This is a genomic window from Burkholderia pyrrocinia (genome assembly GCF_022809715.1).
GTDB classification, from domain to species: Bacteria; Pseudomonadota; Gammaproteobacteria; order Burkholderiales; family Burkholderiaceae; genus Burkholderia; species Burkholderia pyrrocinia_C.
The window spans coordinates 1,348,633-1,372,744 of the sequence record NZ_CP094460.1; the positions used below are offsets into that span (position 1 = coordinate 1,348,633).

The window sequence follows — 24,112 nt, forward strand, 5'->3', positions numbered from 1 at the left end:
CTCGTGCCCGCGTCGCTACCAGCCAGCCGTCAAGGGGTCTTCACTTTTTGTGAAGGCGGAGGCTCCCGCAGCCGCGCACCAGGCCAACGGCCTTCCCGCACCAGTTGACGGGCGACATCGGCGAGCACCACGCGCGCAGCGAGACCGGCGGGAGACAGTTCGTCGTCGGAGATGCTGGCAAGCATGTTGGGCCGCGTGGCGTATTTCTCCGCGACGGGCACGCTCGTCAGTATCACATTCTCGGGCCTTGCGAGCGCCGCGCCCGGCTGTATCGTCGCGCCGATGCCGGTGCGAACGAAGTCCATCAGGAGCGCAAGGCCATCGACTTCGGCGACGATGTTCGGCTCGTATTCGGCGCGCCTGAACGCTGATAGCAGCAGCGAACGCAGCCCGTGCGTGCCGCTGGGAAGAATGAGCGGAAGCCTGCCGAGATTTTTCAGCCGGACGGATGCGCTCGTCGGCATGCCATCGAGATCGCCCATGCCGATCAGGAACAGCCGCTCGTCCAGCAGCGGCAGCACGCTCCAGCGTTGCGCGGACTCCTCACGGAACAGCACGGCGAGATCGATCTGACGCGCACTCAGCATGGACGCAAGATAGCCGGAGAGACTTTCGACCATGTGCAGCCGCACATCGGGATAGCGCGAGCGCATGGCCTGCATGAATGCGACACCTAGCACGCTCGCCGTGCTCGGCGCCATGCCGACGCTGACATGGCCCGAAAGACGTGCTGAGCGTGCAGCGAGCGCTGCATCGTCGATATGACGCAGCGCGAGTTGCGCCTGACGCCAGAACGCCAGACCTGCGTCGGTCGGAACGACGCCGCCCGAGGTGCGTTGCAGCAGACGCGTGGACAGTTCGCCTTCGAGACGGCTGATCTGCTGACTCAATGCCGAGGTCACCACGCCGAGTTCCAGCGCTGCCTTGCCCATGCTTCCGTGTTCCACGACGCTGAGAAAATAGCGTAGCTGTCTGAGTTCCATTCCGTGACCGGTCAGAAGGATTAGGCGGATATTTTGACAGAACGTCGTCGGACAATCCTCGGCATAGGCGCCACAACGCGTCCCCTATAGCGTCTGCGACCGGCGCGAAAACGGACTCTCGAATGACCTTCCAACGGCTCGGGTTGAATCCGCAGCCGAATTCGGTCATCGAGAGAGGCGTGGCACTTGCGCGCGGTCAGTGCAGGACGGATTACATGTCAGTTTATATTGCCGGAGTTCCAGCACGTTGGCGCTGGAGTGGTTGACGACCTATTCGGGACGGTCGATCTTTTGAGGCGCGAAACGCCAGCTTCCACGAGAGGCGAAGCAGAACGCTTCAGATGCCGCTCGGGCTGTGACGCGATGGTTCGACAAGCCCGGTCAACGCACGGCGGATCGATCGCCAGTCGGAACTCGCGCGACGGCGACCGCTGCTATGCTGATGCACGCATTCGCAGATACCGAGAAATGCAGCGGTAAAACCAACAATGATCGAGGGCCGTCAGTCATGAATCAGGAAAACACATCGGATCACGCAACGGCCATCGTGCCGTCTCAAACCGCGCTGCTCGTCATGCATTACCAGACCGACATCCTCGGACTCTTTCCGTCGGTCGCCCCCGAATTGCTCGCCAATACGCGCCGGCTGTGCGACGCGGCGCGGGCCGGCGGCATCGGCGTCTGGTTCGCCAATCTCCGGTTCAGCCCCGGTTATCCGGAAGTCAGCCCGCGCAACAAGAACGGCCAAGGCATCAAACAGCTCGGCTTGTTCGTCGACGACGACACGTGCCCGGAGCTTGCGCGACAGCCCGACGAACCGCTGATCGTCGCGCATCGCGCGAGCGTGTTCTTCGGCACCGATCTGCAGGCACGGCTGGTCGCGCAAGGCGTCGATTCGCTGATCATGGTCGGCATCGCGTCGACTGGCGTGATGCTGTCGTCGATCGCGCATGCGAGCGACGCGGACTTCCGCCTGTATACGGTCAAGGACTGCTGCTACGACCCGGACCCGATCGTCCACGAGCATCTGTTCTCCACCGCGTTCGAATCGCGCACGACGGTGCTGGCGCTTGCGGATGCGTTGCGGCTGCTCGGCTAACGGACCGATTGTTCGTCACGTAGAGCGCGCTGCTGGCGGGAACGGTACCGACCGCCGACCAGCAGCGCGTCGCGGATGTCTCATGGGGCGGTGTCGCGACATGCGCTGCCAGACACGATCGACGACCACGAGCACCCACTCGACGCGCCGGAACCGGCCCGGCTGCTGCGTGGTCAGTCATCCCGTCGAAACCGCAACGGGCGACGACGTGCGCGATATCACGCACGTCGACCGCCTTCCCTCTTACTTCGCGATATAAACCCCCGACGTCGGACACGTGCCCTGCGTATTGCCATCCGTCACGAGCGACGCGGCGCTCGGGAACTGCGTGGTCGCATTCGTCTTCACCGCGATCCACGCTTCCGTAAAATAGCTGACGCCATTCGTCTTCGTGCACTTCAGCGACACCGCGCTGCGCGTATTGCTGCCGAACGCGCCTTCGAACGCGGACAGCAACTGGTTACGCGTGACCGTCTTGCCTGCGTTCGCCTGCAGGTACGCATTGAACGACGTGTTGCCGAGCCGGCTGATCATGCCGGACGCCTGGTTCCAGTACGCATCGGGCGACGCCGAATTCGAACAGGTGCCGTGCTTGAACCATTCATGCTTGTCGAGGCACGACGCAACACCCGGCATGTACGTCGACAGCGTGTTGCGGGTCGCGCTGCTGATCGGGTAGGCATCCATGCTGCACCACTGGTGCGCGTTGTCGAGGTCGACGTCGTTCTGCGGCACGCCGCAGTAGAACGGCTGGTTGCCGTCGTACCGGTTCGGCCACAGGCCATGCAGCGACAGGCTCGTCGCCGCATACGAGCCGGCGAGGTTCGTGCATTCGGGCGTGTCGTGCGACGCGCAGAAGCCGGGCTCCCACGACGCGGCGAGCAACAGGTAGTCGTAGCTGGTCTGCGCGGTGGCGTGCAGTGAAGCGGAAGCGACGGCGAGTGCGGCAACGGCGCGGGCGAGCGTCTTGAGCATGGCGTTTCCTCGGAAAAGGGTTGCGGTCGCGGGATGCGCCGCAAGATTGTCGAATGTCTGCCCGCGATTGTTGCTGCCGCAACGTGGCACGAATGTGAAGGTGGACGAATTATGTGCGGTGGCGCGGGCACGCACCGTCACGTCGCGTGGAACCATCGAGAAAAGCAGGCACGGGCGCGGCCTTCCCGATATCGCACACGGCCGACGCGTGCCGCGACTCCGGCCGCCGCACGCCGTTGCTCACGATCCAGCCCCCAGCTGCTTGCATGCGCGCGCAACCGATTCGGGACCTTCGAGCACGAGAATCTGCCACACGCCGATGCTGACGCGCCGGCGCGCCGCCGTCGACGCATCCGCCAGCAACGCCTCGACGCGCGGCGCGGCATCCGGCGCCTGCTGCTTCAGCGCCGCGTGATGCCGTGCGCGCGACGCCGGCCCGGATTCGTACACATCGCACAGACGCACCATGCCGGCGAGGCCGGCCGCGTCGTCGTCCTTGTCGATCGCACCCGGCTCGACCGGTGCGAGCCCGTTGCGCTCCGCCTCCGGCAGCTTGCTGCGCGCGCCTTCGTCGATGGACGTGGCGGACGCCGGCGGCAGCCCGCCCATCGCCGCGACGATCCGGCTGCCCGAGGCGATCATGTCGCCCTGGCACTCGATCTTCTCGGCGGCCGCGACTTTCGAGCAGAACGACACCGAAACCCGGTACACGTCGTTGCTCATGCGCGGCACTTCGTCCGTGCTCGCCTGCGCGAGGCCAGCGCTTGCCAGCGCCAGCGCAGCGGGAATCAGGATGCGGAAAGCGCTCGTCTTGTTCATCGTCGTTCGTCTGTGGGTTCTGATGGCGGGCAACCTCGCCGGGCCGCACGGTCGCGGCTCCTGCGGCGCCGGGCCCTTGTCCGGCGCCACGCGATCACTTCATCGACGCAGCCTCCGATCCGCCGGACGACAGCGCCGCGCTGTCCTGCTCGCGCCACGCGCGGCGCGACGCCACGATCGCCTTCACCGCCGAGCGTGCGACCTTCCACCACGCGAACGGCCGCGGGTCGGCGAGCATGCTGAGCGCGCGTGCATAGTCGAGCGTGAGGCCGGGCGTCCAAGCCATCGTCACCGCGCGCTTGCGGATCTGCGCGGCGACCCACAGCTCGGGCGTGAGCAGCAGCCGCACGAACGCGCCCCACCCGGCCCGCGCGCCCTTGAGCCGCCACACCGCGCCGTCGAGCGCGGCCTCGAGCGCGTTCGACACGGTGCTCGAGCAATTGCGGTGCGTGAGGTTGTACGTCACGTTCTGCCGGTATGCGGACCAGAATGCGTCGAGCTTCGCCGGATCGTAGTTGCGGATGCGCACGCGCACGGTCGACGGGCACCACGCCTTCGACTCGGTCGCGTAGTCGGGCTGGAACAGGCCCGGCACGTCGTTTTCGCGCGTGGCGCGCAGGATGCGCGTGAATTCGTCCGGAGAACGATCGATTTCGACGCCCGGATACAGGCTGATATAGATGCCCTCCGGCGACTCCAGCGCCGCGTGCCCGGTCGAGATCACGCCGTTGACGTCCACTGCCGCGATATAGCGGTCGATCACCGGATAGCGCTGCGCTTCGGCCTTCGACGTGCCGGTCGGCGTCCATACGTGCACGGTGAGCGCGCGCTCGCCGTCGGCCGGCGGGCCGTCCCATTCGGACTGCGCGAAACTCGGCTGGCCGCGCGCATCGTCGAGGTCGGGCGCGAGTGCCGGTGCGGGCGACGTCGCGAACGCGGGATTGCGCGTGAGCCGCCGCACGCGCGCGGCGAGGCTCAGCATGTGCATCCCGCCGAAGATCAGCAGCAGGCCGAGGCAGTACGGCACGGTGCCCACGTAGTGCGTCGGGTACGGCTGGAAGAAGAAGATCGCCAGCAGGATCTCGACGACACCCCACGCGAACGCGACGTTCCAGCGGCGGTAGCGGACCATCCATGCGGACGTGCACTGCAGCAGCCCGTCGACGAGGAACAGCGTGCCGAAGATCATCGACAGCAGGAAGTGGCCATGGTGATGCCCGGCGAACACGAGCCCCGCGGCCGCCACGACCACGATGCCTTTCACGTAGCGCAGGATGCGCTGCCCGCCGACGCCGCTGCCGGCCACCGCGAGCGTCGCGAGCCCCTCGATCAGGAACAGCCACGCAAACAGCTCGATCGGGAAATGCAGCGCGCCGTCGAGCGCGTCGACGAAGATGACGACGCCCGCGACGACCCACAGCCAGCCAAGCACGGTCAGCCCGCGCCAGCGGGTTCGCAGATATTCGATGCCCAGCAGCAGCAAGATCAGTCGTACCATCGCGCCCTCGTGTCATTTTTGGGAAACGCGCGGCCTCGCGTTTCCTGTCTTGTCGACCGTGCGTTGTGCGACGCGCCTGTCGGAACGCGGCAATCGTTGCCGGCGCGTCATGCTGTCGACATGACCGATGGCGGCCGGCGCACGCCGCTCTGGCCGAATAATAAGATATGGCGGAGTCAGGTGAAAGCCTGCCGAAAACGTTTTCGGCGGGCCCGGGCGTCCCGGCGCTCCGCCGGATGCGGTGCGATCGACAACGCTGCCATGGCAGATTTCCCGTTCGACAACACGCGGCGGATGCGCCAGAATCCTGCTTCCGAGGGCGAAAGCCACTGAACCGAACCGCACCAGACGGGACAACAAGAATGAGCATATCGATCACGCGCCGGCGCCTGCTGGCCGCCGGCATCGCCGCGAGCAGCGTCGCGCTGTCGGGCTGTTTCACGCCGAAGCTGTACAAGGACGACGCATACAGCGAAGAAGTGTCCGGATTCATGATCACCGAGGACGGCAAGAAGCTGGTCGTCCTCGGCACGCGCTACCACTACATCTTCGATCTGCCGGCCCAATTGCGGCCGGTACTGCAGTCCGGCTACCGGAAATCACTGCGCACGACGTTTGCCGGCTTTCATGCGAGCGGCGGCGGCGTCACCGGCCACTACCGGATCGTGTTGCCGAAGGACGCGTCGGAAGACGATCGACAGGCAGCAGCAACCGACGGATTCACCACTGCGCCGGCCGGCCTCGTGCTCGAAGGCTACATCGACGGCAAGCGCTATTCGACGGAAGGCTTCGCCGCGCAAGACAAGGCGGCCGCGCAGCCGTTCAACCGGCCGTACTCGGTTTACATCAAGGAGTCGCCATCCGTTGTCGGCATGGGTCTGCGGATTCTCGCCACGCCGATCACGGTTGCCGCCGACGGCGTGCTTGTGCTGGGCGGCATCGTGCTCGTGCCGTTCGCGGCCATCGCGATCCAGGCAAACGGCGGCATCCGGATCATGTAAAGGCGCGCGGCGCCCCTGCAGCGCCGGCGGCAGCAACCCGCGCACGCGAGCGCACACAACGACCGCAACCGGAGCATCGTCATGGCCGCCTCACCGCTTCACACGCCACCGCTCGGCCCGCAGCTCAAGCGCTGGCGCGCGCTGCACCGCGTGAAGCAAAGCCACGCCGCGGAACTGTTCGGCGTCGCGCAATCGACGATCTCCCGTTGGGAAGCCTGCATCCAGCAGATGTCGCCCGACGAGCGCGCGACGGCCGAGCGGCTGCTCGCCGCGCGCCTCGATTCCGCGGGCGACCACGCGCTCGCGCGGCTCATCGCGGGCAGCGCGGGCCGCATGCATCTGGTGTGCGACCTCACGCACCGCCTGCTCGCCAGTTCGCCGGCGCGCGCGGCCGAGTTCTCGCAGCCGCTTTCGATGCTGCTCGGCACGTCGCTGTGGCGCTACGCGACGCCTGAAATCGTCCGCATGGAAGCCGCGCTCGACACGCTCGGCTGGCACGACCGCGCGGGGCCGCCGAGCGTCGAATTCGACACCGGCGCGAATGCGTCGCGCGTCGTGCCGATTCGCGGCAGCAGGTGCCGGTGGACGCGGATGACGCTGTCGGACGGTTCGGCTGCGCGGCTGGTGGAAACGCGTTAGCGCACCGCGCATATTTCATGCGTGGACGAACCTCGCCTGGCCACCTTACGCTCGAAGACTCATCGCAAGGACGCCGACCATGAACCCCGACACGATCCACGCGCGGCTCGATTTCCTGCGCGAAGCCGAACGCCTGAAGGACGTGCTGCGCAGCGGCCACACGTCGGCCGGGCGCGCGGAAAGCACGGCCGAGCATAGCTGGCGGCTGTGCCTGATGGCGCTCGTGTTCGCCGACGCACTGCCCGGCATCGATACGCTGAAGCTGCTGAAACTGTGCGTCGTCCACGATCTCGGCGAGGCGCTGCACGGCGACATTCCCGCGATCGTGCAGGCCGCGCACCCCGACAAAAGCGCGCACGAACGCGACGACCTGCTGACGCTGACAGCGTCGCTCGATCGCACGCTGCGCGACGAGATCGTCACGCTGTGGGATGAATACGAGGCAGCGGCGTCGCCGGAAGCCCGCGCGGCGAAGGCGCTCGACAAGCTCGAGACGATCCTGCAGCACAACCAGGGCAGCAATCCGCCCGATTTCGACTACGCGTTCAATCTCGGCTACGGCCGGCGCTATACCGATGCCACGCCGCTGTTCAGCGCGATCCGCGACATCGTCGACGCCGACACGCAACGCCGGATCGACGCAGGCGGGTCGCGCGCATAAGCTCGCGGAATCGGGCGCGCGGCACCGCTCGCCCCTTTTCACAGATCGCAACAATGACGCATCGCCCGGCCCCCGCTCCGGCACGGCGCTCGCACAATTCAGCACAATTTCCACACGATTTGTCGCGAAATCCTCGCTTACCATGAGCGCCTGATTCGACTCGGCACGCCCGCGCGATGCGTACGCGGATGCCGTCGCGGGCAACACGCCCGGCATGCGACGCCGACCGGATCGTCCCGCCCGGCCGCACGCATCGCCGGCATCGCTTCACCCTCGCCGCATTCTCATGACTCAGAAGCCCCATCGCCGCCGGCGCATCGTGCTGGCCATCATCGCCGTCGTCGCGATCGTCACCGGCGTCTCGTTAATGGTATTCGCGCCCGACAAGCATCCGCAGTACCTGTCCGCACCCGTCACGCGCGGCGATCTCGAGAACGCGGTGCTCGCGACCGGCGCGCTGCAGGCGTTCAAGCAGGTCGACGTCGGCGCGCAAGTGTCGGGGCAGTTGAAGTCGCTGAAGGTGAAGCTCGGCAACAAGGTCGCGAAGGGCCAGTGGCTCGCCGAGATCGATCCCGTGATCTCCGAAAACGCGCTGCGCCAGGCGCGCGCGAGCGAAGAAAGCCTGCGCGCGCAGCATCAATCGACCGCCGCGCAACTGACGCAGGCGGAACTCGCCTTCCGGCGCCAGCAGGCGATGCTGCCCGACGACGCGACGTCGCGCGAGTCGTTCGAGGCCGCGCGTGCGACGCTCGACGTGCAGCGCGCGACGCTCGCGTCGCTCGCCGCGCAGATCCGCTCGGCCCGCATCCAGATCGAGACCGCTCAGGCCAACCTCGGCTACACGCGCATCGTCGCGCCGATCGATGGCGAGGTCGTCGCGATCGTCACGCAGGAAGGCCAGACCGTGATCGCGCAGCAGCAGGCGCCGGTGATCCTGAAGCTTGCCGATCTCGACACGATGACCGTGAAGGCGCAGGTGTCGGAAGCCGACGTGATCCGCGTGAGCGCCGGCCAGACCGCGTATTTCACGATCCTCGGCGAACCGGACAAGCGCCACTACGGCAGGCTGCGCGCGATCGAGCCGGCGCCGCAGAACTTCGCCGACGCTCAGAGCACGCTCGGCGGCGGCACGGGCGGCGGCACGAAACCGAACGCCGCGGTGTTCTACAACGCGCTGTTCGAAGTGCCGAATCCCGAGCATCGGCTGCGCATCTCGATGACCGCGCAGGTCAGCATCGTGCTCGGCAGCGCGCGCAACGCGCTCAGCATCCCGGCCGCCGCGCTCGGCGAGAAGCGCAAGGACGGCACCTATGCGGTCCGCGTGCTGCGCGCCGACGGCAGCACGGCAACGCGCAACATCCGCATCGGCATCAACAACAACGTACGCGTCGAGGTGCTGGCCGGCCTGAAGGACGGCGAGCGCGTCGTGATCGGCGAAGCCGCCGCGGACGAGCACGCGCCGCTGGCGGACGTGGTGTGACGATGAGCCGGCCCCTGCTGAAACTCTCGAGCGTCACGCGGCGCTTTCCGGCCGGCGACAAGGATGTCGTCGTCCTGAACAACGTCAACCTGTCGATCGACGCGGGCGAGATCGTCGCGATCGTCGGCGCGTCGGGTTCCGGCAAGTCGACGCTGATGAACATCCTCGGCTGCCTCGATCATCCGAGCGAAGGCACCTACACGGTCGGCGGACGCGACACGCACATGCTCGACAGCGACGAACTCGCGCAGTTGCGCCGCGAGCACTTCGGTTTCGTGTTCCAGCGCTATCACCTGCTACCGCACGTCGACGCGGCCGCGAACCTCGAAATGCCGGCGATCTACGCGGGCACCACGCGCGCGGAGCGGCACGAACGCGCCCGCGGGCTGCTCGCGCGCCTCGGGCTCGCGGATCGCGCGCACCACCGGCCCGGGCAACTGTCCGGCGGCCAGCAGCAGCGCGTGAGCATTGCGCGCGCGCTGATGAACGGCGGCCAGGTGATCCTCGCCGACGAACCGACCGGCGCGCTCGACACGAAAAGCGGCCAGGACGTGATCCGCATCCTGCACGAGCTGAACGCGCTCGGCCATACGATCGTCATCGTCACGCACGACAAGGACGTCGCGCGCCATGCGCGGCGCATCATCGAGATCAGCGACGGCGCAATCGTCGCCGACCGGCGGAATCGCCACTATGCGGAAGCGCTCGCGGAAGCCTTCGTCGACGCGGCCGAAGCGACGGCCGGCGAGCCGTCCGCGCACGATCGGCACGACGACGGGCCGCCCGCCGACGCCCACGCCGATACCGACACGCGCGCGCGCCGCTTCGCGGCCGGCAGCGGCCGCTTCGCCGAAGCGTGCCGGATGGCGTGGATCGCGCTCGTGTCGCACCGGCTGCGCACGCTGCTGACGATGCTCGGCATCATCATCGGCATCACGTCGGTCGTGTCGATCGTCGCGATCGGCGAAGGCGCGAAGCGCTACATGCTCGACGAGATCGGCAGCATCGGCACGAACACGATCAACGTCTATCCGGGCACCGACTGGGGCGACAGCCGCGCGGACGCGATCCAGACGCTCGTGCCCGCCGATGTCGCCGCGCTCGCCGAGCAGCCGTACGTCGACAGCGCGACGCCCGAAACGTCGCGCACGCTGCTGCTGCGCTACCGCAACATCGACGTCAACGCGCTCGTGAGCGGCGTCGGCGACCGCTTCTTCCAGGCGCGCGGGATGCGTTTCGCGCTGGGCGTCGCGTTCGACGAGGATGCGGTGCGCCGCCAGGCGCAGGTGGCCGTGATCGACCAGAACACGCGCCGCAAGCTGTTCGGCGCGACGCGCAATCCGGTCGGCGAAGCGATCCTGGTCGACAACGTGCCGTGCGTCGTGATCGGCGTCACGGCCGACAAGAAGAGCGCGTTCGGCAGCGTGAAGAGCCTGAACGTATGGGTGCCGTACACGACGGCGAGCGGGCGCCTGTTCGGCCAGCGCCATCTCGACAGCATCACCGTGCGCGTGCGCGACGGGCAGCCGAGCGCCGCCGCCGAGAAAAGCCTCGAGAAGCTGATGATCCAGCGCCACGGCCGCAAGGACTTCTTCACCTACAACATGGACAGCGTGGTCAAGACCGTCGAGAAAACCGGCCAGTCGCTGACGCTGCTGCTGTCGCTGATCGCGGTGATCTCGCTCGTCGTCGGCGGGATCGGCGTGATGAACATCATGCTCGTGTCGGTCACCGAGCGTACGCGCGAAATCGGCATCCGGATGGCGGTCGGCGCGCGCCAGTCCGACATCCTGCAGCAGTTCCTCGTCGAGGCCGTGCTCGTCTGCCTGCTCGGCGGCACGATCGGCATCGTGCTGTCGTTCGGGCTCGGCGCGGTGTTCTCGATGTTCGTCACGCAATGGAAGATGGTGTTCTCCGTCGGCGCGATCGTGACGGCGTTCGTCTGCTCGACGCTGACCGGCGTGATATTCGGTTTCATGCCCGCGCGCAACGCGTCGCGGCTCGATCCGATCGATGCGCTCGCGCGCGACTGACGGAGCCCTGTCATGACGCATTCGTCACCGCTTCGCCGCCTCGGCGCATTCGCATGCGCGGCCGCGCTGCTGGCCGGCTGCACATCCGCGCGCCACGCGCCGCTGCCGGCCGTCGCGATGCCCGCGAACTGGGCCGCGCCGGTCGCGGCCGGCGCGCCGGCCACCACGCGCGACTGGTGGCGCAGCTTCGGCGATCCGCAACTCGACGCGCTGATCGACGACGCGCTGCGCGCCAACAACGACCTCGCGGTCGCGGCGATTCGCGTGTACCGCGCGCAACTGCAGGCCGGGCTCGTCGACACGAACCTGACGCCCGCCGTATCGCTCGGCGCGAACGGCGCCGTGTCGCGCACGCTCGATACGCACCGGACGAGCCGGTCGAGCGGCATCAACGGTTCGCTCAGCTATGAAATCGACCTGTGGGGCCGACTGGCCGCGCTGCGCGATGCCGCGCACTGGGAAGCCGACGCAACTGCCGCCGATCTCGAAGCCGCGCGGCTGTCGCTGATCGGCACGACGGCGTCGCTGTACTGGCAGATCGGTTATCTGAACCGGCAGATCGCGCTCGGCGACGCGAACATCGCGTATGCGGTGCGCACGCTCGCGGTCGTCCGGTCGCGGCATGCGGCCGGCGCCGTGTCGGGGCTCGATCTCGCGCAGGCCGAACAGAGCCTGTCCGCGCAACGCGCCGCGCAGACGCAGCTGATCCAGCAACGCACCGAGAAGCGCCACGCGCTCGCGCTGCTGTTCGACCGGCCGCCGCAGCAGCTCGCGGCCGAACCGTCGGCGCTGCCCGACGCGCCGCCGCCGGAAGTAGCCGCCGGCCTGCCGGCCAGCCTGCTCGGCCGGCGCCCCGACCTGCGCGCGGCGGAATTCCGGCTGCGCGAATCGCTCGCGCAGGTCGACGCGACGCGCACGAGCTTCTACCCGACCTTCACGCTGACCGGCAGCGCCGGCACGACGAGCACGAGCCTCGAGCGCGTGCTGACGAATCCGGTCGGCACGCTCGGGCTCGGCCTTGCACTGCCGTTCATCCAGTGGAACACGATGCAACTGCAGATCAAGGTGTCGAAGTCGCAGTACGAGGAAGCGGTGGTCGGGTTCCGTCAGCGGCTCTACACGGCGCTCGCGGAAGTCGAGAATGCGCTGTCGGCGCGCGTGCAGCTCGAACGCGAGGCCGAACAGCGCGCGCTGTCGCTGGCCCAGGCGCAGCGCGCCGAGCAGCTTGCCGCCGCCCGATTCGCGGCCGGCGCCACCGCCGTGCAGCCGTGGCTCGACCAGCAGCAGCGGCTGCGCGACGCGCAAAGCGCCGACGAGCTGACGCGGCTGAACCGGCTCAACAACCAGATGACGCTGTATCGCGCGCTCGGCGGCGGCACGTCCTGACCGGCGTACAAACGCCGCAATAGGCACGCCGCGTCATTCGCACACGGCGGCCCTGCGTCGCGCCGGCGCGAATGCCACCGCGCTCGCGGAACGGGCCGGCCGTATCACTCGCACACGGCCGCCCTGCGCCGCGCCGGCGCGAACGCCACCGCGCTCGCGGTCGCGAGCACGGCCACGCCCGCCGCGCCGTATACCATCACCCAGCCGAACCCGTGCACGAGCGCCGCGTGCAGCGCCGCGCCGCTCGGGTCGGCCTGCGCGAGCGCCGGTGCGATCTGCTGCAGCCCGTCGGTGCGGCCCGACGCGATCTCCTGTGCGAGCCGGCGCAGCGCCGCATCGCCGATCGCGCCCGCAGCACCGTCCTTCAGGCTCGCGACGATCCCCGCGACCAGCACGAAGCCCATCGTCGCGATGTTCAGCGCGAGCGAGATCATCCGCGCGCTCATGTCGATGCCCGATGCCATCCCGGCCCGCGAACTCGGCACCGCGCCCGTCGTCGTGTTGGTGACCGGCGTGTTCGTGAGCCCGAGCCCGATGCCGGCGATCACGCAGCCGGGCAGCATCGTGAGCCAGCTCGCGTGTTCGGCCGCGCTGCCGACCCGCATCAGCGCGAAGCCGGCCGCGATCGTGAACAGGCCGCCCGGGATCACGACGCCCGGCCCGTAGCGCAGCGCGAGCCGTTCGCCGAACGGCGGCACGACCAGCGTCGGCAGCGTGTATGCGAGCAGCGCGAGGCCGGCCGTCACGCTGTCGTAGCCGAGCGCGACCTGGAACCAGATCGGCAGGTAGATCATGAACGGCCAGAAGCTGAAGTTCATCCCCATCGAACCGAAGATCGCGCCGGTGAACGCGCGAATCCGGAACACGGAGAAATCGAACATCGGCCGCGCGCTGGCGCGTTCCGCGACGAAGAAACCCACGAGCGCCAGCACGGTCGCGCCGAGCACGCCGAGGCCGGCGGCGCTCGTGAGCCCGAGCTCCGCGCTCTGCGTGATGTAGAACGCGAGGCCGAGCACCGCGAGCGACAGCGTGACGATGCCCGCGACGTCGAGCGTGCCCGCATGCGGATCGCGCGACTCCTGCACTGCCCCGCCGATCAGCGCGAGCGCGACGGCCGCGAGCGGCGCATGGACGAGGAACACCCACGGCCAACTCGCCAGCGCGACGATCGCGCCGCCGACGATCGGCCCGAAGCCGAGCCCGATGCCGAACACGATCCCCCAGATCCCGAACGCACGGCTGCGCTCGCGGCCCTCGCGGAACTGATGCGACAGCACGGCGATCTGGCAGATCAGCATCGCGCCGCCGCTCGCACCCTGCAGCAGCCGGCCCGCGACGAGCACCGGCACGTTCGGCGCGAGCCCGCACAGCAGCGACGTCGCGCCGAACAGCACGGTGCCGATCACGTACACGCGCTTGCGGCCGAACCGGTCCGCGAGCGTGCCGGCCGCCATCAGCACCGTCGTACACGCGATCGTGTACGCGTTCATGATCCACTGCATGCCGTTGAAATCGCCATGCAGCACGTGTTCGAGCGTCGGCAGGATCACCGGCACGCTCGAGATTTCGAGGCCGAACATCAGCGACGTGAGACAGACGGCCGCGAGCGCGACCGCATTCCTGCGGGAGTCGGATAGCGTCATGCGTATTGCGCGGCGGCCCGGCAACAGGCCGCGCGCCTCCAGGTGAGAGGGGTTCGCCGCGCGCGGCCGGCGACGCGCGCTGAACGGGAATCGGCACTATAGTGAGAATTTCGATCCCCATTGACGCACCCATTTCTCCGAACTGGGGAATCACAGGACTCAATCAGCACACCCTGCCATGACCGACAGACTCGACGGCGTGACGACCTTCGTCCAGGTGGTGGAATCGGGCAGCTTCGCGCTCGCCGCGGAGCGGCTCGACATGACGCGCTCGGCCGTCGGCAAGGCGGTCGCGCGGCTCGAGAAGCGGCTCGGCGCACGGCTGTTGCAGCGCACGACGCGCAGCCAGAGCCTGACCGACGACGGCCAGGCGTACTACGACCGCTGCGTGCGCGCGCTCGCGGAACTGGAAGCGGCGGAAGCCGATCTCGACTGCGGCCGCAACGAGGCGCGCGGCAAGCTGCGGCTGAGCGTGCCGCTCGCGTTCGGGCATCACTACGTGACGCCGATCGTGCTCGACCTCGCGCGCACCTATCCGCATCTGCGGATCGACGTGTCGATCACCGACCGCTTCGTCGATCTCGTCGAGGAAGGCATCGATCTCGCGGTGCGGATCGGCACGCTCGCGGACAGCACGAGCCTCGCGGTGCGCCGGCTCGGCACGCAATACGGCAGCCTCGGCGCGGCGCCGTCGTATCTCGCGCGCTACGGAATGCCGAAGTCGCTCGACGATCTGAAGCACCACCGGACCATCGCGTATTCACGCTCGGGCGTGCCGCAGCCGTGGGACCTGCGCGCGCCGGACGGCTCGACGGTGCGCGTCGACATGCAGCACCAGCTGAGTTTCGACGACGTGCAGGCGATCGCGGCGGCCGGCGCATCGGGGTTCGGGATCGCATGGCTGCCGAGCTGGCTGCTCGACTACTACGTGAAGCGCGGCGAAATGGCGGTCGTGCTCGATCGCTGCTTCGTCTGCGAAGGCGACATTCATGCGATCTGGCCGAAGACGCGCTACCTGCCGCGCAAGACGCGCTGCGTGATCGACGCGCTCGCACAGGCGATTCCGCCGATGATCGAGCGCCGGGATGAGTTCACTGCGATGAAATGAAACCGACGCGCCGCACGGCGCGTCGGGTGCATCACGCCACGCCGAGATCGGCGAGCGGATGCGCGAACAGCTTCCACGGCGACGTCAGGAAATGCCGCACGCGTTCGGCACGCACCTCGACGAGCGATGCGGGCGCCCAGCGCGGCTTGCGATCCTTGTCGACGAGATGCGCGCGCACGCCTTCGCAGAAGTCGCCTTCCTCGATCGCGCGCGCGACGATGCCGAGCTCCATCCGGAACGATTCGGCAAGCGTCATCTGCCGGCCGCGCAGCAGCACTTCGCGCGTCACCTGCAGCATCGTCGGCGAATGGCCGGCGAGCGCATCGAGCGTCGCCTGCAGCCATTGACGATGCTCGCGCGTCAGCTCGTCGCGTGCGAACTCCTGCGTCAGCGTCGCGACGATCCGCTCGACGGTCGAACGCTTGTCGAAGTGACGGACGATCCACGGCATCTGGCTGTCGAGCGCCGCATGCGGCACGACGTTGCACGGCGGTTCGAACACCTTGCGCAGCGCCGGCAGCACGTCGCCGTCCCACTTGACGCTTTCGATGCGCGTCTCGAACGTGTCGAGCCACGCCGACGGCACGCACAGGTCCGCGAGCTTCGCGGTCAGCGCGTCGGCGCCCGACAGCATCGCGCCGGTCAGCCCCACGTACAGTTCGAGTTCGACCGGCATGCGCGACAGGAAATGCGTCGCGCCGACATCGGGCACGAGGCCGATGCGCGTTTCCGGCATCGCGATCTTGCTGCGCTCGGTCGCGACGCGCAGCGCCGCGCCTTGCGCGAGGCCCATGCCGCCGCCCATCGTCACGCCGTCCATCAGCGCGACCACCGGCTTCGGGAACGTGTGGATCGCATGGTCGAGCCGGTATTCGTCGACGAAGAACGGCAGCCAGGTGTCGCGCTGCGCCACCATCCGGTACAGCGCGCGCACGTCGCCGCCCGCGCAGAAGCCCTTCTCGCCCGCGCCGCGCAGCACGACCGCGACGATCTGGTCGTCGTGACGGCAGCGCTCGAAAAGCGCGGCCAGCTCGCCGATCATCGCGTACGACAGCGCGTTGAGCGCGGCCGGACGGTTCAGCGTGATCAGCGCCACGCGGTTCACCACGCGGAACAGCACCTCGGGCGCGGCTTCCGCGAACGCGTCGTGATTCGTGACCGGCGTGCTCATCGTTGCGGCTCTCCATCGGTGTGCCATTGCGGCGCGCGCTTGCCGAGAAACGCGGCCACGCCTTCGCGCGGATCGTTCGTGTCGAACAGGTCGACGAAGCGTTCGCGCTCGACCGCGAGCGCCGCGCTGCGCGGCACGCCGCGGCGCGCGAGGCCGATCAGCTCCTTGCTGTATGCAACCGCGTGCGGGCTTTGCCGCGCGACGTTGCGCGCCAATGCCAGCGCCGCGTCGCGGGCGGCGCCGCTTTCCACCACGTCTTCGACGAGGCCGATCTTGAGCGCCGTCGCCGCGTCGACGCGTGCGCCGGTCAGGATGATCTTCTTCGCCCAGCCTTCGCCGACGAGCCAGGGCAGCGTCTGCGTGCCGAGCCCGCACGGCAGCAGGCCGACCGACGGCTCGGGCAACGCCATCTGCGCATGCGCCTCGGCGATCCGCAGGTCGCACGCGAGCGCGCATTCCAAGCCGCCGCCCATCGCATAACCGTTGATCGCCGCGATCGTCACGACGCGCGCATCGTGCAGCGCCTCGAACGCCGCGCCGAAACGCGACGCCATCGCGCGCGCGACCGCGCGGTCGCCGTCGGCGAACGTGTTGAGGTCGGCGCCCGCGCTGAAGAACTTCGGGCCGTCGCCGGTGATCACCAGCGCGCGCACGCGCGGGTTCGCATTCAGTTCGGCGACGGTTTCCTGCAGTTGCTGCAGCCCGTCGTCGGTAAAGGCGTTCGCGGGCGGACGCTTGAGCGTCGCGCACGCGATCGCGCCGTCGTCGACGTAGTCCAGTTCGATCATGTCGCGTCCTTCTTCGTGGCCGGTTGGTACAGGCGGATCACCGCCGAGAAATCGAGCTGCCCGTCGCCGCGGCTGCTCATCGTCTGGTACAGCTGCTGCGCGAGCGCGCCGAGATAGACGGGTTGGCGCGCCTGCTTCGCCGCGTCGTTCGCGAGGCCGAGATCCTTCAGCATCAGGTCGGTGCCGAAGCCGCCCGAGTAGCCACGCGACGACGGCGCGGTGTCGATCACGCCCGGATACGGGTTATACGTGTCCGAGCTCCAGCAGCGGCCCGTCGACGTGTTGACGATGCCGGCCAGCACCTTCGGGTCGATGCCGAGCGCGACGCCGAGCGACATCGCCTCCGACACGGCCGCCATCGAGATGCCGAGCACGAGGTTGTTGCAGACCTTCGCGACCTGCCCCATGCCCGTCGCGCCGCAGTGGACGATGTTCTTGCCCATGCCGGCGAGCACGGGTTTCACGCGCTCGAAATCGGCATCGCTGCCGCCGACCATGAAGGTCAGCGTGCCGGCCGCCGCGCCGCCGGTGCCGCCCGATACCGGCGCATCGACGAACGCGCCGCCGTGCTCGCGCACCAGCGCGCCGAATGCCTGCGCGCTCGCCGGGTCGATCGTGCTCGAATCGATCACGGTCGCGCCCGCGTCGAGGCCGGCCAGCACGCCGTTCTCGCCGGACAGCACCGAACGCACGTGCGGCGCGGCGGGCAGCATCGTGATCACGAACGTCGCGCCCGACGCAGCGTCGCGCGGCGACGAGGCAACCTGCGCGCCGGCGTCCTGCAGCGCGCGCAATGCATCGGCGCTCAGGTCGAACGCATGCACTTCGTGGCCTGTCTTCAACAGGTTCAGCGCCATCGGCGCACCCATGTGGCCGAGGCCGATAAATCCGATTTTCATGGTCGTGTCCTCCGCCGCTCAATGCAGCCGAATCGTCGTATTCACCGGGCCGGCCGTCGTGTCGTCGTCGAACCAGCGCGCGGTGACCGTCTTCGTCTGCGTGTAGAACTGCACGACCTGCTTGCCGTACGGACCGAGATCGCCGAGCTTCGAGCCGCGCGAACCGGTGAAGCTGAAGAACGGCACGGGCACCGGAATCGGGATGTTGATGCCGACCTGGCCGACGTCGATTTCGCTCTGGAACCTGCGCGCGGCCGCGCCGCTTTGCGTGAACAACCCGACGCCGTTGCCCATCGGGTTGCGGTTGACGAGCGCGATCGCTTCGTCGAGCGTGTCGGCTTCGAGCACGACGAGCACCGGGCCGAAAATTTCATGCGTGTAGATCGACATGTCGGTATTCACGCCCGAGAAGATCGTCGGGCCGATGAAGTTGCCGCTTTCATAGCCGGGTACCGTCACGCCCCGGCCGTCGAGCTCGAGCTTCGCGCCTTCGTTCACGCCCGCTTCGATCAGCGACAGGATGCGTTCCTTCGCAGCCTTCGACACGACCGGGCCGACGTCGGTGCCGGCTTCCGCGCCCGCATTCACCTTCAGAAGCTTCGCCTTCGCAACGAGATCGGGCAGCCAGTCGCGCGTTTCGCCGACCAGCACCGCGACCGACGTCGCCATGCAGCGCTGCCCCGCCGCGCCGAAGCCGGCGCCGACGAGCGCATTGATCGTCTGCTCGCGGTTCGCATCGGGCAACACCACCGCGTGATTCTTCGCGCCCATCATCGACTGCACGCGCTTGCCGTGCGCGCTGCCGAGGTTGTACACGTGCGTGCCGACCACCGTCGAGCCGACGAACGAGATCGCCTTCACGAGCGGATGCGTACAGATCGCATCGACGACTTCCTTGCCGCCATGCACGACGTTCAGGACACCTTTCGGTACGCCGGCCTCGATCGCGAGCTGGACGAGTTCCATCGTCGACATCGGGTCCTGCTCCGACGGCTTCAGCACGAACGTGTTGCCGCAGACGATCGCCATCGGGAACATCCACAGCGGAATCATCGCGGGGAAGTTGAACGGCGTGATGCCCGCGCACACGCCGAGCGGCTGGCGCAGCGTGTACGTGTCGACGCCGCCCGCGACGTTCTCCGCGAATTCGCCGAGCTGCAGCGAGCCGATCGAACAGGCATGCTCGACCACTTCGAGGCCGCGGAAGATGTCGCCTTCGGCATCGGGAATCGTCTTGCCCTGCTCGGCCGTCAGCGTCTTCGCGATGCGCTGCTGGTTGGTACGCACGAGATCCTGGAACTTCAGCATGATGCGCATGCGCGCGGCGATCGGCGTGTTCTTCCACGTCGCATACGCGGCGTGCGCTGCCTGCACGGCCGCGTCGACTTCCTCGACGGTCGCGAACGGCACGCGCGCGAGCACCTGCTGCGTCGCCGGGTTGACGATGTCGCGCCACTCTTTCGTGGCGGACTCGACGAAGGCGCCGTCGATCAGCAGCTTGACCGTCGGCACGTCTTGCCCCGTCCGGGGCGTCGGATTCGCGTTCATCGATCGTTTCTCCTTGCAGAGGGCCGCGAAGCGCAATCCCGCCGCGCGGCCGGTTCAATTCGGCTGCGGGCGGCGGCCGCGGAATGCGGCGCGCGCGGCCCGCGGTCGGTCATTTCATTTCAGTTCGGCGGCGAAATCTTCTTCCCAGTATTCGCCCGGCATTCGCGCGGCCGCGTCGTCGCCGCGCTCGATCTCGCGGCGGCGCAGCTCGACGCGGCGGATCTTCCCCGAGATCGTCTTCGGCAGCTCCGCAAACTGCAGGCGGCGAATGCGCTTGTACGGCGCGAGCTTCTCGCGCGAGAAGCGGAAGATTTCCAGCGCGAGCGCGGGGCTTTCCTCGTAGCCCTGCCGCAGCGTGATGAAGGTCTTCGGTACCGACAGCCGCACGGGGTCGGGGCTCGGCACGACCGCCGCCTCGGCGATCGCCGGATGCTCGATCAGTACGCTCTCGAGTTCGAACGGGCTCAACCGGTAGTCGGACGACTTGAACACGTCGTCCGCGCGGCCGATATACACGTAATAACCGTCGTCGCCGCGCATCGCGATGTCCGACGTGCGGTAATGGCCGTCGCGCATCGCATAGGCCGTCGCGTCGGGGTTGTTCGCATAGCCGTTCATCAGCCCGACCGGGCGCGCGACGTCCGGGCCGATCGGCAGTGCGACCTCGCCTTCGGTCACGGGCGCGCCGTCCGGATCGAGCAGCGTGATCCGGTAGCCTGGCAGCGGCCGGCCCATCGAGCCCGCGACGACCGGCTGGCCCGGCGAGTTGCCGATCAGGCAGGTCGTCTCGGTCTGGCCGTAGCCGTCGCGGATCGTGATGCCCCACGCCTTCTTCACGCGTTCGATGATCTCGGGATTCAGCGGCTCGCCCGCGCCGACGATCTCGCGCAGCTTCACGTCGAACGACGCGAGCGGCTGCTGCACGAGCATCCGCCATACGGTCGGCGGCGCGCACAGCGTCGTCACCTGGTATTTGACCAGCGCATCGAGCACGACCTTCGGCTCGAAGCGCGCGTAGTTGAATGCGAACACGCACGCCTGCGCATTCCACGGCGCGAAAAAGCAGCTCCACGCGTGCTTCGCCCAGCCCGGCGAGCTGATGTTCCAGTGGATGTCGCCCGGCTGCAGGCCGACCCAGTACATCGTCGACAGATGGCCGACCGGATAGGTGCGGTGCGTATGCTCGACGAGCTTCGGCTTCGACGTCGTGCCCGACGTGAAATACAGCAGCATCGGATCGTTTGCGTGCGTGACGGCGTCCGGCTCGAACGCGGCGCTCGCCGCGTAGCCGTCGTTCATCGCGAGCCAGCCCGCGCGCGGCGCGCCGGCGACGATCTTCTGCGCGAGGCCGAGGTCGGGCTGTTCGAATTTCGCGGTTTCGTTCTCGTCGACGATCACGTATTTCGCGCCGCCGATCTGCACGCGGTCGCGCACGTCGTCGGCCGACAGTTGCGTGGTGGCGGGCAGCACGATCGCGCCGAGCTTCATCGCGGCGAGCATCGCGTCCCACAGTTCGACACGGTTCGGCAGCATCAGCAGGATGCGATCGCCGCGCACGACGCCTATCGAGCGCAGCCAGTTCGCGATCCGCGACGAACGCTCGGACATCTGCGCGAACGAATACGGATCGCCCGTGCCGGTCGCCGCGTCGACGATCCACAGCGCGGGACGGTCGTTGCCGCGCGCCATCGGGTCGAAGTAGTCGAGCGCCCAGTTGAACGCATCGAGCACCGGCCACTCGAAATCGCGGTACGCGGTTTCGTAGTCGGTGCGATGGCGCAGCAGAAAGTCGCGTGCGTCCAGGAATGCCTGTACCGTCATCGTTTCCTCCAGTCTCCATGCCTCGCGGTCAACCGGCGCATGCGCAGCATGCCCATGCCCGATTCCGTTTTGCACGGCGCACGGTCACGTCGTTGCGTGCCGCGTTCACCGCGCTGCCCTCGTGCCCTGCGTGATGCTTCCGTTCTGTCGGCGCGACCGCCGCGACTCAAAGCTGCCGCGCGATCACCATCCGTTGCACTTCGCTGGTGCCTTCGTAAATCTGCGTGATGCGCGCGTCGCGATAATGACGCTCGACTTCGTAATCGACCAGGTAGCCGTAGCCGCCGTGGATCTGGATCGCGTCCGAGCACACGCGCTCGGCCATCTCGGATGCGAACAGCTTCGCCTGCGACGCTTCCGACAGGCACGGCAGCCCGGCCGTGCGCAGCTTCGCCGCGTGATGCACGAGCAGGCGCGCGGCGTTGATCTGCGTGGCCATGTCGGCGAGCTTCTGCTGGATCGCCTGATGCTCGGCGATCGGCTTGCCGAACTGCACGCGCTCGCCCGCATAACGGCGCGCCTTGTCGAACGCGGCGCGCGCGATGCCGAGCGCCTGCGCGGCGATGCCGATCCGGCCGCCCTCGAGATTCGACAGCGCGATTTTCAGCCCTTCGCCGCGATTGCCGAGCAGGTTCTCTTCCGGAATCGCGCAGTTCTCGAACGTGATCGGGCACGTATCCGATGCGCGGATACCCATCTTCTTCTCGGGCTTGCCGACGATGAAGCCCGGCGTGTCGGTCGGCACCAGGAACGCGGAAATGCCGCGCTTGCCGGCTTCCGGGTCGGTCATGGCAAAAACGATCGCGACACCCGCGCGCTTGCCGTTGGTCACGAACTGCTTCGCGCCGTTCAGCACCCATTTGCCGTCGCGCAGCTCCGCGCGCGTGCGCAGGTTGTGCGCCTCGGAACCGGCCTGCGGCTCGGTCAGGCAGAACGCGCCGATCACGCGGCCGGACGCCATGTCGGCCAGCCAGCGCTCTTTCTGCGCCGGCGTGCCGAAGCCGAGGATCGGGCCGCAGCCGACCGAGTTGTGCACGCTCATCAGCGTCGCGCACGCGGCGTCGCCGGCGGCGATTTCCTCCATCGCCAGCGCATACGCGACGTAGTCCGTATACGAGCCGCCCAGCTCCTGCGGCACGATCATCCCGAGCAGGCCGAGTTCGCCGAGCTGCGCGACGACGGCGTCGGGCAACTGCGCATCGTGGTCCCACTGCGCGGCGTTCGGCGCCAGCATCTCGGTGGCGAAAGCGCGTGCGGCGTCGCGGATCATCCGCTGGTCTTCGGTGTAAAGCTCGTCCATGGTGCTGCTGTCTCCCGCGGCCGCCGGGCGCGACCGTCCTTGCGTTTCGATGCAACAAGTGTAGGCAAGCGCGCGCGACTGTTCGATGCTCGCGTCGCTCATTTACACTGAGCGTTTTTGCCACACCGGCGGCACGATGAAGCAGGAAGACAAGGGAACCGTCGCGATCAGCCTCGTCGCTTACAGCGTCGCGCTCGCGACCCGGCGCGGCGTCACGGCCGAGCCGCTGCTCGCGCAGGCCGGCATCGCGCCCGCGCTGCTCGGGCAGCCGCGCGCACGTGTATCCGCGCAGCAATACGGCGCGCTGTGGAACGCGATCGCGCGCGCGCTCGACGACGAGTTTTTCGGGCAGGATCGCCACCCGATGCGCAGCGGCAGCTTCATCGCGATGAGCCAGGCCGCGCTGTCCGCGCGCGACGGGCTGCATGCAATGGCGCGCGCGGTGAATTTCATGCACTGCGTGCTCGACGACCTGCATGCGGAACTCGACGCGAACCCGCAGCGCGTGCGGCTACGCTTCGTGCACCGCAACAACGGCGCGACGCCCGCGATGTTCACGTACGCGACCTATTTCATCATCGTCTACGGGCTGACCTGCTGGCTGATCGGGCGGCGCATCCCGCTGCTGCATGCGAGCTTCCGCTGCGACACGCCGCCCGCCGATCACGAATACCCGTCGATGTTCTGCGACGACATGCGTTTCAACGAACCCGATTCGTATGTCGATTTCGATCCCGAATTCGCAACGCTGCCGGTCGTGCAGAACGCGAAGACGCTGAAGACGTTCCTGCGCAACGCGCCGGCGAGCTTCATCGTCAAGTACCGCAACCCGAACGCGCTCGCGCAGCGGGTGCGCGCGGTGCTGCGCGGGATGCCGCCCGCCGCGTGGCCGGGCGCGGGCGGGATGGCCGCGCGGCTGCACGTGGCCGAGGCCACGCTGCGCCGCAAGCTGCACCAGGAAGGCCATGCGTACCAGTCGATCAAGGACGCGCTGCGGCGCGATCTCGCGTTCGAGGCGCTGGCCGACCCCGCGCGCACGATCGCCGACGTCGCGGCCGCGACCGGCTTCGCGGAACCGAGCGCGTTCTACCGCGCGTTCCGCAAATGGAGCGGGCGCAGTCCGGCCGACTATCGCGACGAAGTGCTCGCGCGGGGCGGCGGCGCGGGCTGAATCCGGCCGGCGCGGCCCCGGCTTCGCGCTTTGCGCCGAAACCGCCTAATCTTTAAGCATCGGGCCAACGCCCTTTCCGCGAGCCGGAC

20 protein-coding genes are annotated in these 24,112 nt (G+C 68.1%); 9 read left to right on the forward strand and 11 right to left on the reverse strand.

What is annotated here, in order from left to right; translation table 11 throughout:
- Positions 1-29: 29 nt before the first annotated feature.
- Positions 30-983, reverse strand: a complete 954-nt coding sequence (locus MRS60_RS22940; protein ID WP_034180607.1) for a LysR family transcriptional regulator — start codon at positions 981-983, stop codon at positions 30-32.
- Positions 984-1,491: 508 nt separating this feature from the next.
- Here MRS60_RS22940 and MRS60_RS22945 point away from each other — a divergent pair.
- Positions 1,492-2,082: an isochorismatase family cysteine hydrolase gene (locus MRS60_RS22945; RefSeq protein ID WP_243566750.1), complete on the forward strand. Its 591-nt coding sequence runs from the start codon at positions 1,492-1,494 to the stop codon at positions 2,080-2,082.
- A 243-nt stretch (positions 2,083-2,325) separates the two neighbouring features.
- Here the strand turns inward: MRS60_RS22945 and MRS60_RS22950 are convergent, their stop codons facing one another.
- The 3 genes from MRS60_RS22950 to MRS60_RS22960 all read right to left on the reverse strand — a co-directional run bounded on the left by MRS60_RS22950 (position 2,326) and on the right by MRS60_RS22960 (position 5,374).
- A complete protein-coding gene (locus MRS60_RS22950) occupies positions 2,326-3,057 on the reverse strand; it encodes a ribonuclease T2 (protein WP_034180616.1) in 732 nt (243 codons plus the stop codon).
- A 240-nt stretch (positions 3,058-3,297) separates the two neighbouring features.
- Positions 3,298-3,876 carry a hypothetical protein gene (locus tag MRS60_RS22955; protein ID WP_243566751.1) on the reverse strand — a complete coding sequence of 193 codons (579 nt, stop codon included), beginning with the start codon at positions 3,874-3,876 and terminating at the stop codon, positions 3,298-3,300.
- A 94-nt stretch (positions 3,877-3,970) separates the two neighbouring features.
- A complete protein-coding gene (locus MRS60_RS22960) occupies positions 3,971-5,374 on the reverse strand; it encodes an HdeD family acid-resistance protein (protein ID WP_034180618.1) in 1,404 nt (467 codons plus the stop codon).
- A gap of 362 nt (positions 5,375-5,736) precedes the next feature.
- On the opposite strand from MRS60_RS22960, the gene MRS60_RS22965 reads away from it, so the two are divergent.
- The 6 genes from MRS60_RS22965 (at position 5,737) to MRS60_RS22990 (ending at position 12,574) form a co-directional block, all read left to right on the forward strand.
- The gene (locus MRS60_RS22965) at positions 5,737-6,375 is read left to right on the forward strand and encodes a hypothetical protein (protein ID WP_243566752.1); all 639 of its coding nucleotides are present in this window, start codon (positions 5,737-5,739) and stop codon (positions 6,373-6,375) included.
- Positions 6,376-6,456: 81 nt separating this feature from the next.
- Positions 6,457-7,014, forward strand: a complete 558-nt coding sequence (locus tag MRS60_RS22970) for a helix-turn-helix domain-containing protein (protein WP_243566753.1) — start codon at positions 6,457-6,459, stop codon at positions 7,012-7,014.
- 79 nt (positions 7,015-7,093) lie between these two features.
- Entirely contained in the window at positions 7,094-7,675 is a 582-nt protein-coding gene (locus tag MRS60_RS22975; RefSeq protein ID WP_243566754.1) for an HD domain-containing protein, read from the forward strand.
- Positions 7,676-7,961: 286 nt separating this feature from the next.
- Positions 7,962-9,155 (forward strand): efflux RND transporter periplasmic adaptor subunit, encoded by a 1,194-nt coding sequence (locus MRS60_RS22980; protein WP_243566755.1) that lies wholly within the window; start codon positions 7,962-7,964, stop codon positions 9,153-9,155.
- A gap of 2 nt (positions 9,156-9,157) precedes the next feature.
- Positions 9,158-11,188 (forward strand): MacB family efflux pump subunit, encoded by a 2,031-nt coding sequence (locus tag MRS60_RS22985; RefSeq protein WP_243566756.1) that lies wholly within the window; start codon positions 9,158-9,160, stop codon positions 11,186-11,188.
- A gap of 12 nt (positions 11,189-11,200) precedes the next feature.
- Complete coding sequence (locus MRS60_RS22990; protein ID WP_243566757.1) at positions 11,201-12,574, forward strand: efflux transporter outer membrane subunit; 1,374 nt, start codon at positions 11,201-11,203, stop codon at positions 12,572-12,574.
- 104 nt (positions 12,575-12,678) lie between these two features.
- Here the strand turns inward: MRS60_RS22990 and MRS60_RS22995 are convergent, their stop codons facing one another.
- Positions 12,679-14,217, reverse strand: a complete 1,539-nt coding sequence (locus tag MRS60_RS22995; RefSeq protein ID WP_243566758.1) for an MFS transporter — start codon at positions 14,215-14,217, stop codon at positions 12,679-12,681.
- Positions 14,218-14,395: 178 nt separating this feature from the next.
- On the opposite strand from MRS60_RS22995, the gene MRS60_RS23000 reads away from it, so the two are divergent.
- Positions 14,396-15,325 (forward strand): LysR family transcriptional regulator, encoded by a 930-nt coding sequence (locus MRS60_RS23000; RefSeq protein ID WP_243566759.1) that lies wholly within the window; start codon positions 14,396-14,398, stop codon positions 15,323-15,325.
- A 31-nt stretch (positions 15,326-15,356) separates the two neighbouring features.
- Here MRS60_RS23000 and MRS60_RS23005 read toward each other — a convergent pair whose 3' ends face one another.
- The 6 genes from MRS60_RS23005 to MRS60_RS23030 all read right to left on the reverse strand — a co-directional run bounded on the left by MRS60_RS23005 (position 15,357) and on the right by MRS60_RS23030 (position 22,852).
- Entirely contained in the window at positions 15,357-16,496 is a 1,140-nt protein-coding gene (locus MRS60_RS23005) for an enoyl-CoA hydratase/isomerase family protein (RefSeq protein WP_034180627.1), read from the reverse strand.
- The gene (locus MRS60_RS23010) at positions 16,493-17,284 is read right to left on the reverse strand and encodes an enoyl-CoA hydratase (protein WP_243566760.1); all 792 of its coding nucleotides are present in this window, start codon (positions 17,282-17,284) and stop codon (positions 16,493-16,495) included. Before MRS60_RS23010 ends, MRS60_RS23005 begins: the two co-directional genes overlap by 4 nt.
- Positions 17,281-18,183 (reverse strand): 3-hydroxyisobutyrate dehydrogenase, encoded by a 903-nt coding sequence (mmsB, locus tag MRS60_RS23015; RefSeq protein ID WP_175747241.1) that lies wholly within the window; start codon positions 18,181-18,183, stop codon positions 17,281-17,283. The genes MRS60_RS23010 and mmsB overlap by 4 nt, the downstream gene beginning before the upstream one ends.
- Before the next feature lie 18 nt (positions 18,184-18,201).
- Positions 18,202-19,731 (reverse strand): CoA-acylating methylmalonate-semialdehyde dehydrogenase, encoded by a 1,530-nt coding sequence (locus MRS60_RS23020; protein ID WP_034180630.1) that lies wholly within the window; start codon positions 19,729-19,731, stop codon positions 18,202-18,204.
- A 114-nt stretch (positions 19,732-19,845) separates the two neighbouring features.
- Entirely contained in the window at positions 19,846-21,552 is a 1,707-nt protein-coding gene (locus tag MRS60_RS23025) for an AMP-binding protein (protein ID WP_243566761.1), read from the reverse strand.
- A gap of 166 nt (positions 21,553-21,718) precedes the next feature.
- Positions 21,719-22,852 carry an acyl-CoA dehydrogenase family protein gene (locus MRS60_RS23030; RefSeq protein WP_131946287.1) on the reverse strand — a complete coding sequence of 378 codons (1,134 nt, stop codon included), beginning with the start codon at positions 22,850-22,852 and terminating at the stop codon, positions 21,719-21,721.
- Between the two features lie 136 nt (positions 22,853-22,988).
- Between MRS60_RS23030 and MRS60_RS23035 the strand changes: the two genes are divergently transcribed.
- Positions 22,989-24,023 (forward strand): AraC family transcriptional regulator, encoded by a 1,035-nt coding sequence (locus MRS60_RS23035; protein WP_243566762.1) that lies wholly within the window; start codon positions 22,989-22,991, stop codon positions 24,021-24,023.
- Positions 24,024-24,112 lie beyond the last annotated feature (89 nt).